At 38.4% G+C, this 8,860-nt stretch carries 12 protein-coding genes; 3 read left to right on the top strand and 9 right to left on the bottom strand.

Annotated features, from left to right (window positions below):
- Positions 1-831 (top strand): transposase (locus tag FLL45_RS22865; RefSeq protein WP_185964597.1); only part of this gene is annotated, 831 nt, incomplete at its 5' end.
- A 327-nt stretch (positions 832-1,158) separates the two neighbouring features.
- Here FLL45_RS22865 and FLL45_RS22655 read toward each other — a convergent pair.
- The 6 genes from FLL45_RS22655 to FLL45_RS22630 form a co-directional block, all read right to left on the bottom strand.
- The gene (locus FLL45_RS22655) at positions 1,159-1,491 is read right to left on the bottom strand and encodes a hypothetical protein (RefSeq protein ID WP_142944346.1); all 333 of its coding nucleotides are present in this window, start codon (positions 1,489-1,491) and stop codon (positions 1,159-1,161) included.
- A 24-nt stretch (positions 1,492-1,515) separates the two neighbouring features.
- Positions 1,516-2,118, bottom strand: coding sequence for a macro domain-containing protein (locus FLL45_RS22650; protein WP_142944345.1), 603 nt, complete (start codon positions 2,116-2,118; stop codon positions 1,516-1,518).
- Between the two features lie 79 nt (positions 2,119-2,197).
- Positions 2,198-2,716: a hypothetical protein gene (locus FLL45_RS22645; RefSeq protein WP_142944344.1), complete on the bottom strand. Its 519-nt coding sequence runs from the start codon at positions 2,714-2,716 to the stop codon at positions 2,198-2,200.
- Between the two features lie 192 nt (positions 2,717-2,908).
- Positions 2,909-3,550: a hypothetical protein gene (locus FLL45_RS22640; RefSeq protein ID WP_142944343.1), complete on the bottom strand. Its 642-nt coding sequence runs from the start codon at positions 3,548-3,550 to the stop codon at positions 2,909-2,911.
- A gap of 135 nt (positions 3,551-3,685) precedes the next feature.
- On the bottom strand, positions 3,686-4,102 hold the full coding sequence (locus FLL45_RS22635; RefSeq protein WP_142944342.1) for a hypothetical protein: 417 nt from the start codon (positions 4,100-4,102) through the stop codon (positions 3,686-3,688).
- A 126-nt stretch (positions 4,103-4,228) separates the two neighbouring features.
- A complete protein-coding gene (locus FLL45_RS22630; protein ID WP_142944341.1) occupies positions 4,229-4,561 on the bottom strand; it encodes a hypothetical protein in 333 nt (110 codons plus the stop codon).
- A 232-nt stretch (positions 4,562-4,793) separates the two neighbouring features.
- On the opposite strand from FLL45_RS22630, the gene FLL45_RS23065 reads away from it, so the two are divergent.
- A complete protein-coding gene (locus tag FLL45_RS23065; protein ID WP_246075871.1) occupies positions 4,794-6,563 on the top strand; it encodes a putative metal-binding motif-containing protein in 1,770 nt (589 codons plus the stop codon).
- Between the two features lie 146 nt (positions 6,564-6,709).
- On the opposite strand, the gene FLL45_RS22615 is transcribed toward FLL45_RS23065, so the two are convergent.
- The 3 genes from FLL45_RS22615 to FLL45_RS22605 form a co-directional block, all read right to left on the bottom strand.
- On the bottom strand, positions 6,710-7,186 hold the full coding sequence (locus FLL45_RS22615; RefSeq protein WP_142944340.1) for a hypothetical protein: 477 nt from the start codon (positions 7,184-7,186) through the stop codon (positions 6,710-6,712).
- Positions 7,183-7,614, bottom strand: a complete 432-nt coding sequence (locus tag FLL45_RS22610) for a hypothetical protein (protein WP_142944339.1) — start codon at positions 7,612-7,614, stop codon at positions 7,183-7,185. Before FLL45_RS22610 ends, FLL45_RS22615 begins: the two co-directional genes overlap by 4 nt.
- Positions 7,615-7,722: 108 nt before the next feature.
- Positions 7,723-8,085 (bottom strand): winged helix-turn-helix transcriptional regulator, encoded by a 363-nt coding sequence (locus tag FLL45_RS22605; RefSeq protein ID WP_142944338.1) that lies wholly within the window; start codon positions 8,083-8,085, stop codon positions 7,723-7,725.
- Between the two features lie 175 nt (positions 8,086-8,260).
- On the opposite strand from FLL45_RS22605, the gene FLL45_RS22600 reads away from it, so the two are divergent.
- Positions 8,261-8,845 carry an NAD(P)H-dependent oxidoreductase gene (locus FLL45_RS22600; protein ID WP_185964596.1) on the top strand — a complete coding sequence of 195 codons (585 nt, stop codon included), beginning with the start codon at positions 8,261-8,263 and terminating at the stop codon, positions 8,843-8,845.
- Positions 8,846-8,860: the final 15 nt, after the last annotated feature.

The following is an 8,860-nucleotide window of genomic DNA, read 5'->3' as shown; positions in this document are numbered from 1 at the left end:
CAACGAATATTACAGCTCGCTACTATCTTCTCTATCGAAGTTTACAGTTATGCCGTGATGCATAACCATTATCATCTAGTGATTTATTCTGACCCTCTCGGACCGTGTCAGTGGAGTGATTTAGAAGTCGCAGAGCGCTGGCTACAACTATTTCCTGGTAAACTAGATAACCCTCAATTTAAACTCCAGCGAGAACTCAAACTACAAGCTATAGCCAATGATGAAACACTGTTAGCTGAGTATCGACAACGCTTGGGCTCAATCTCATGGCTCATGCGCTGTATAAATGAGCCTATTGCTAAACGCAGTAATCAAGAAGACTTTGTCAAAGGACACTTCTGGGAGTCTCGGTTTACCTCTCAAGCCTTATTAGACGAATCGGCTGCTTTGACGTGTATGGCCTATGTCGACCTTAACCCCATTAGAGCAGGGATAACCGATAAACTGGAAGAGAGTGACTATACCAGTATTCAATCACGAGTAAGCTCGATGACTGAAGAAACATTAAACCAAGCATTAAAATCACTTGCAGGTAAGGTCAGGCAAAGAACCATGGTAATGCCGCTAAAAGACTATATTGAACTGGTTGAATGGACCGGCCAATCAATCAAACATCCGGATAAAGCCACAATTCCCACTCACTTAAAGCCGATATTTCAACGGCTCAATATCAACCAAGATAATTGGCTCAATCAAGTTAATCATTATGGTCGTAACTACTACCGCGCTGTTGGGCCCCTTCATCTTATTCAATCGTTTGCTGATAAACTGAAATCACAATGGGTTAAAGGCGTTTCGAGTATTCGGAGCTTGTACCTCTCCACTACCTGAGTACCAACGATAACATAACCTTGGATTTATTCTTAAACGAGAAGGTTATCGATTACCTGAAAATCGACCAGTTCGCTAAGTCAAGCTTTAAACCAATAAGTTTTTCACTCGCGTAGTTTAATTTAAATCGCCTTGATACTGTCGCTAAGGAATATTCGCAAGTTTGTGTAAGTCTTTTGCCTAATAGTGACTGTCTTTAATTATTAAACTAAAGTACCCAAAATAATAATAATCAATTATTTATATCCTAACGGCTGCTTTTTGCCGTTATTACTATGTTAACAATATATTGAGCGTCCATTCTGTGATGAACTGCGCCAGCCAAGCCTAGTTTCGAACTGCATTATCAAAATCAAAAACCTGCTCAATTTCACCTATATTTATCTGACCACGTCCTTCCAGGATTTCTTTCGTTCCAACGTGCAGAATTACTTCTCGAACTACTCTATTAGTAACAATAGCTTGGCTATTAGAGGACCAACGCTCTTCATCTACCTTTTTCCAATCGTGGTGATAGTTAGTGGTTCCGACAACTCTACAATCACTGTTTTCAGAGGACCATATAACTACGGTTATCCAGCCATCATTTCCTGTTGCTCTCCATCTGAACTCATGTTCATCGACAACTATTTTTCTGCTTCCCTTCTTGTTTACAGCCATAATTAATATCCAAGCAACGAACTATTAAAGTTGAGTAAGTTGAAGTTCCATTGTATGAGCTTCATTAAAACCTGAAATTCTAGGCTCTTGAGTTGCGTAATGATAAGCCATTTTCATTTGTTGAGCACACCTTTTCGGAGGCAAGCTTCCCACACCTGTTCCGAGCCCAGGACAGACTAATGAGTCAATCTTGCGAGACGAGCTTGATAAGTTATGCTTGATGACCGAAGTTAATATCGCTCTAAAGGCCAAATAAGCATTTAATGTGTTAGATATATTTTTTGGAACTCGCATAGTCGGAGCACATATTAAAAATGGCCAATCATCGTGTTCTGTTTCGACAATTTCCGCCAAACCGACTGGTAACTCACCATAATGTTTATCAAGAATCATATTCTGAACAATTGTTTCTATTTTTTCTCCAAGTTCATATCTAATGGCTAAATCTAAACCGCCGTCCATATAGCCGAAACTATTGGCAGGACTAACCATAGCATCTGTTGGAAATGAAAAGAAATCACCGTGGAAAACCTCAACTTCAGACCACTCCAAAAATGCTTCTTTCCAAGCAGATATAAGTTCAATATTTGCGTCAATTAGGTATATTTTACTGGGTAAGTTACTCATATTTATTATCAATGACCGCTTTTAATTATGGGTTGGTATTATAACAAATTATGAGTGGCTTTTTTGTGATGTTTAGAGTCTAACTTTCCTGTGTGTTTGTAGCATCAACAGCTATATTCTTGTTATGTCCCTTAAAATCCCAGTCATCTTTCTCGTTGAGTTCAGTAGGTTCGTCATCGTCAAACCAAGTACCTGGTATAGGTGTTCCAAATACTTCATCATATAAACAAGAATATCCACCACCAGTATCGCAGCATGACTTAGTTAAAATTGCTTTGTAAAATTTAACACTAGACTGTCGATGTTTCATCAGGCCGCAGTTCTCATTTGGAGCTTGATCCATAAGAACCCTAAACTCCTGCCCTTTTTTAAAGAGATTATTTTTATAATTAGTATTTAGAGGCTCATTCGCACTAAATAAATATAGATCCTTAATTGAAACAGCTAACAAGAGCCTGCTTTCTTTTACTCCATCCCATTTTGTAACGTCTACTACTTTGCATGCAGAAACTTGCATATCAGCTATAGCCTTTGGCCAGCTTGGACATTCAGCTAGAACTGAAAATGGAAATAATAGTAATACGAAAATAATTTTCATGATATCAATTACTTTATAGTTAAGTTTGGCCTCTTTGAGCCGACAATTGAAGGATGTTTTTATTTATTAATACCAACTTCTGATAGTGCATTTAATGAGGCGATTTCTCTATGATCGGTGGCTAGGTAATGCTAAGAGCCACTGAGACAGCACTATTTTACTTTACAATTTAAGTGTTAGTTGAAATCGTTCTCACCAAAAATTCCACCATGTTTTCTTTTTATCTCTACCAGATAGGTTTATCTTAATGCTTTTCTCAAGGTTTAAAAGCTGCAATCTGATTTTCGACAGTGGATGGTCTGGAAATAGTTCATCGTATTCCTCATCCTCAGAGAGGTTTCTTAAGCACGGACCATCGTGCTCAGGAAAGTATGGATCTTGAGCCCACCCAATCATTTTTCCAGTAGATTCTTCAGTTTCAAATTGTTTACCTTCTGACATAAGTTTAGTTAGAATCGCTGTATCACGAATTCCTGTTACACCTATCTCTTGAGAAAATAATGAGAAAACGAAAGACTGGTCTTCTAGTGGTACAGCTATTGTTCCAACATATAGTCCAGGCTGACCTTGTTCGATTTTCTTACCGATAGCTTTAGCAGAAGGAATATCATCAATAGTCGTACTTATGCATTCAACAAGCCCCATACCCTGTTCAGTAAAGTTAGCTCTGTAATACTCACGAACTTTATTTACATCAGAAAGCCTCTCTCTAAGCTCAGCATCCACTCCAATTTGGTGGATAACTAGTTTTACACCGTTTCCGTCGTGAAACTCGACGAGCCCACTATCATTTTCCGGAAGCTGTTTCCATACACTTTCATCTATCTCAATCAACTCTACATATCCTTAGAACCTTTACATTCTTATACCTAAGTCACATCACTGTTTACTTCAGCGTCCGCTTTTTAAGGACTTTTAATAAAATATTTGGTTGTGAGTGTCGGCAAAGTGATGATTTCGAACTCTCGACTATCTATCTAAAGGATCTGCTTGAATTACAACGGTAATTTCATCTCGTGTAAAAGGCCCTGAAAAATAAACTCCATTCTGCAATTTGTAAAAACCTTTTAAATCACTCCAAAACGAGCTCTTACTTTCAGTTATGATTGTAAAATACACAAAGTTATTATCGCTACAATTAATTTTTATTTTTCCGAAACCGAAATCCACTTTTTTCAATATCCTTTCTAATTGCTCGATATTAGTACCTAACTCAATCCTGGGAAACTTGTTAAAATCAAAAATCTCGTCAAAAGTACTTTTCTGCTTAACAATATCAGCTCCGACTCTTTTAGTACTGAACTCAGCACAATTGTCATCGCTAGCAAAAGAGGCTGAACTGAAAGCTAGTATAGCTAATGTTAGGTACGAATTAATTTTGTTCATATGATAATCTCATACACTAAAGCCACCCTTATACACATTCGAGTAAATTAGGGTCAGAGTCAAATTAATCTCATAGCGCTTTTTAAGCTAAAAATAAATTGACTGTAGAATAATCTGAATCTAACCCTAATTTCTAGTCTCTGCTCGTTGATAAAATTCAGAATCATACTTACCTATCTCTTTATAACCAAGCAGCAAGCAGGTAACAATAATTGCTATTGCAGTCCAAGTCATTGCACTGCTATCTAGCGCAAGAAAATACTCTAACGCCAAATAAGTAATTAGTACAAAAAGCCCACCGTATATATAAGTGTTCACTCTTCGATTTATTTTAAGGACTGGAATGTTATTTAATAAGCCATCGCAATTCGGACAATAAAATTCTGAATATGATTCAAACTTCGTTAATCGCTCCAAGCGCAAATAGCCAAACTCTTCATTACAGATAGGGCATTTCATTGGTATTCCTTTAATTCAGGGTTAGCAAACCAGGGTCAAAATCTCGTTGATTTTATCACACACATCACACTCAAAATAATTTGACTCTGACCCTAAATTCATACGCATTAAAATAACGTGATCGTAGTCTTTCATTATAATGACGCTTCTCATAAACCGCTATTGAACAATGAAGTAAATTAAGAGTAGTATTATTCAGTAATTTTAATGGTTCTAGCGAGTAAAATATTATATGCGCGTTCTAATTATTATCAGCACTCTAGCATGCTTATTAACTTCTGCGAAAGATGCCAATGCCCAATCCCAAATCAATAACAAACTCAACAAGACGATTTCCACAAAAAATATAAAACTACAAGCATTACCACAAGGGAAGAATGCTTATGCAGACGCAGTAGTACGATTTAACAATGGCAAGCCTGCCTCTGCACCTGAATTCGCTGATCCTAAAAACGTTATAGGTGCTCCAGATTATAATAAGAAAAAAAGATCTGGCTTTTTATCGATGGGCTGCAATGGCGAGCTGATCGTAAAGTTCACCGATAACGTTTTGTGGGATGGCCCCGGAAAAGATTTAGCAATTTATGAGATTGGTCCAGTCGCCGAACAAACTTTAGTTGAGCTCTCTACTGATGGAAATGACTGGGTTGAAGTCGGCCAGGTGAAAGGAAAAATCAAAAACCTGGATTTTTCCGGTAAGGTCGATCCAGCGGAAAGATTCCGTTATCTTAAGTTAACCGATATGGGAGTTCGATGTGATGGTAGAACGCCCGGCGCAGATATTGATGCCATCGCTTCACTATCGCCTCCTGCAACGCCTAATAACAATGCTACTAGTCGCACAAGTCCTCAACTCAGAGATAACAGAATTAACAGGCCTCTTTTACCGATAAAAGCGCAACTCGCCAGCGCTTCACAAAAAGCAGCGCAAGATAAGTATCTGATCAATGTAAAGGCTAATAAACCGCTACCTTCACGTAAAGACTCTTACAAACTTAGACTCACTCAGATTTTACCTGCCAATGAACGCTCTGTTGATCTACCAATATCTTCTTGGGGGGGTAAAAACCTCATTGCTGACATTAATCAGAGCCGCTTTAACAGTCCGTTCTCAACCCTAGAAGGAAACTTTCGCGTCGCGATAGTCGATACGGCCAATCAAAACTACCTAAGTAATTTTATCAATGTCAGATCAGCACCTGGCAAACTACAAAGTAAGGTTAATCAATTTACGGCTCATTTGCTGGCTATTGATAATCGGTTAGCCCTACACATAACCGGTAAAGATTTACCTTCAAGAATTGGCGGCAAATTAAGAATTCTCGATGGGTCCACTCAACTTGTCATCACGACTACCGCAACATATCGAGCAGATGACTACAGATTTAGATACGAGGCTAGCGCCGAGAACTCACGACTAATGCAACTCAACAGAGATAAAATAAGGATAGAGCTAGAATCACCCGATCTTAATAATCAAACGCTGAGTACTGGCATTACAGTTTTTGAAGCGCGCGATGCTGATGGTGATGGCAGTATTGACGTGACCCAGGGTGGTGATGATTGCGACGATAGCGATCCTAACCGCTTCCCTGGAAACGTAGAAGTAGCAGACCGTGAAGGCCATGATGAAGATTGCGATCCAAGTACTTTCGGTTTTGCGGATAGTGACGGCGATGGATTTCATGCCAGCTGGGCATTTAACCGCGATGAAGCCGGAAACATTATCGCTGGTCGTGATTGTGATGACTCAAGAGCTAATATCAATCCAACTTCAGTTGAAGCTTGTGATAATATCGACAATAACTGCGATGGTCAGGTAGATGAAGGCTTGTTAGTCACTTATTATCTTGACGCAGATGGAGATTTATACGGCAACCCTGCTAACACAAAAATGATGTGTCCTGGGCGTGGAATGGTTGATGGCCAGAGCTGGGTCACTAACAACCTTGATAGTGACGATACTGATCCCACTAAAAATCCTAGAGCATGTGATCAGTAGATAATCCGGTAAAACAAGGTCAGAGTCAAATTAGTCTCTTAGCGCTTATTCATGCTAAATATATAGACTCTAGGTTAATTTGACTCTGACCCTAATTTCAAGCTACGAACTAATAACCTAATACGTATATTTATCGACACTCTGACTTAAGCATCATCATCTTTTTTGTTATTATCTCTAGTCGGTGCTTTTTTCAGTAATCCACTATTTGGGTTAGCCACTATAATAGCCTTAATAATCTTATCCGAAAAAGGTCCAGACCTATATTTTTCGCCAACTATTCTATAAAACCCTTTAATTTCACCAGTTTCTGTAGATATAGAAAAATGTAATGCATTTTCTTCCAAACAACTTATAGTTACATTGTAAGGGCCGGACATGTCCCTTAAAGTTTCGACCATATAGTAGTAACCTGTGGTTGAATCGAACAAAGGCATTTGGTAGAAACTGTTTAACCATTCATCAAACTCTCCACCCAATTGAACTTCCTTTGCTTCCATCCTTTCAGTATGAAGCGCACTGCAATCTTGAAACCTAATTCGTTTGGATATGACCTCTGTATTGTCACACGCAGCCAAAATTAACAACAAAATAATTAGTTTAAAATAACGCATATATTTCATTTTGACCATAATTGTTCAGTCTGCAAAGGATTCTCTCCCCAGCTAATGGTAATGCTTTCAATTTTTTCTTTAGACTTAGCTAAACCGCCGAAACGCATAACTAATTTATCATCAAAACAACCGCCGATTAACACTGATTGATAAGTGACGTTTATCGATTTAAAATCAAAACCTACTAATTCAGGGTAGCTTTTGTCTGCTTCTTCTTTGCTAATTGAATAACTATTGCTCTCTTTGAATACTTTTGACATCTGCAGGTATAAAACACGTAACCTTTTATCAGAAAGATTCTTATAAGTGCTAAGTTGCTTTTGATATGAACAGTTTCCGAAGAACAAAAAATTAAATACGAACACAAAAGCCATAATACTCAGGGCACCTATCGCTATCGTTCCACCGGTTACTTTCAATATTTTAATAATTATCATCGAAATAACGAACGGGAAAAAGAAAATGGTGGGGTCAGAATAAAATACTTAGCCTGAACCGTGATCGACAAAACCTAACCCCAAATGACTGTTGTTTTTAATTGCTTCTTAACACTGAATATCATACTTCTCCGACCAAACCCGCAGGTCTTCTAGAATTTTCAAAGCGCTGCGACCAAATTCGGTTAATTCATAAGTTACCGCCACCGGGCGATCATTGATCACTTTACGAATCACCATCCCTTGCCCTTCGAGTTCCTTTAGCCGCTGGTCGACCATTTTTTTACTCGCACCGCCTAACATTCGGGTTAAGTCATTAAATCTTACCGGCTCATCTTTCAAGTGATAGATAATCGATCCTTTCCATTTACCGCCAATTAAGCGCATTCCTTTCTCAATCGAGCAGGGTTCTGTACACGCATTGAAAACTTTTTTCCGGCCGTTAGCCTCTGTTTTTATTACACTTTTCACGGATTCACCATCAAAAGTAACCAGGTTACTAAAAGTATACTAATTGATTTTTTGATTTAGGTTACCAAAATATACCACATCACAGGGTTTAAACGAAAACCAAATTTTCAGTGAACTATCGCTACCTAAATCACCCCGAATCGATTTAGGTATCATTTTAATAGCAGGATTAACCATGAAAAATATATTAGTGATAAATGCCCATCACCCCTACCCGTTTTCCGAGGGAAAGCTGAATCAAACCTTTTCCAATAAAGCTGAATCACTTTTAAAGAACAAAGGCTATCAAGTGAGAACGACACAAACAGCAGACTCGTATGATGTTGAACTAGAGCTCGACAATCATCAGTGGGCAGATGCGATCATTTTACAAACTCCGGTCAACTGGATGGGTGTGCCCTGGAGTTTCAAAAAGTATATGGATGAGGTCTATACTGCAGGTATGGGCGGTCAGTTATGTGAAGGCGATGGCCGCAACAGCACGCAGCCTAAAAAGAATTATGGTTCCGGCGGTACTCTTACTGGTAAGAAATACATGTTATCGTTAACTTTTAATGCGCCCGAAGAAGCTTTTAATGATCAGGCAGAATATTTATTCAAAGGCAAAAGCGTTGACGATTTGTTCTTTCCTATGCATATGAATTTTCGTTTTTTTGGTATGGAACCGCTTGAAACATTTGCCAGCTACGATGTGATGAAAAATCCTCAAATTGAATCAGACTTACTCCGTTTTGAAAAACATTTAAATACTCACTTTTAAATCAAGGATCTCATA

It is taken from the genome of Aliikangiella marina (assembly GCF_007004765.1).
Lineage (GTDB): Bacteria > Pseudomonadota > Gammaproteobacteria > Enterobacterales > Kangiellaceae > Aliikangiella > Aliikangiella marina.
The sequence above is the reverse complement of the archived record's forward strand: the minus strand, read 5'-3'. Positions and strand labels throughout refer to the sequence as shown.

What these genes read in the sequence shown, in the direction of transcription:
- FLL45_RS22655 (WP_142944346.1), bottom strand. Translation starts at nt 1,491, where the DNA reads ATGGCTGTAAACAAGAAGGGAAGCAGAAAAATAGTTGTCGATGAACAT.
- FLL45_RS22650 (WP_142944345.1), bottom strand. Translation starts at nt 2,118, where the DNA reads ATGAGTAACTTACCCAGTAAAATATACCTAATTGACGCAAATATTGAA.
- FLL45_RS22645 (WP_142944344.1), bottom strand. Translation starts at nt 2,716, where the DNA reads ATGAAAATTATTTTCGTATTACTATTATTTCCATTTTCAGTTCTAGCT.
- FLL45_RS22635 (WP_142944342.1), bottom strand. Translation starts at nt 4,102, where the DNA reads ATGAACAAAATTAATTCGTACCTAACATTAGCTATACTAGCTTTCAGT.
- FLL45_RS22630 (WP_142944341.1), bottom strand. Translation starts at nt 4,561, where the DNA reads ATGAAATGCCCTATCTGTAATGAAGAGTTTGGCTATTTGCGCTTGGAG.
- FLL45_RS23065 (WP_246075871.1), top strand. Translation starts at nt 4,794, where the DNA reads ATGCGCGTTCTAATTATTATCAGCACTCTAGCATGCTTATTAACTTCT.
- FLL45_RS22615 (WP_142944340.1), bottom strand. Translation starts at nt 7,186, where the DNA reads ATGAAATATATGCGTTATTTTAAACTAATTATTTTGTTGTTAATTTTG.
- FLL45_RS22610 (WP_142944339.1), bottom strand. Translation starts at nt 7,614, where the DNA reads ATGATAATTATTAAAATATTGAAAGTAACCGGTGGAACGATAGCGATA.
- FLL45_RS22600 (WP_185964596.1), top strand. Translation starts at nt 8,261, where the DNA reads ATGAAAAATATATTAGTGATAAATGCCCATCACCCCTACCCGTTTTCC.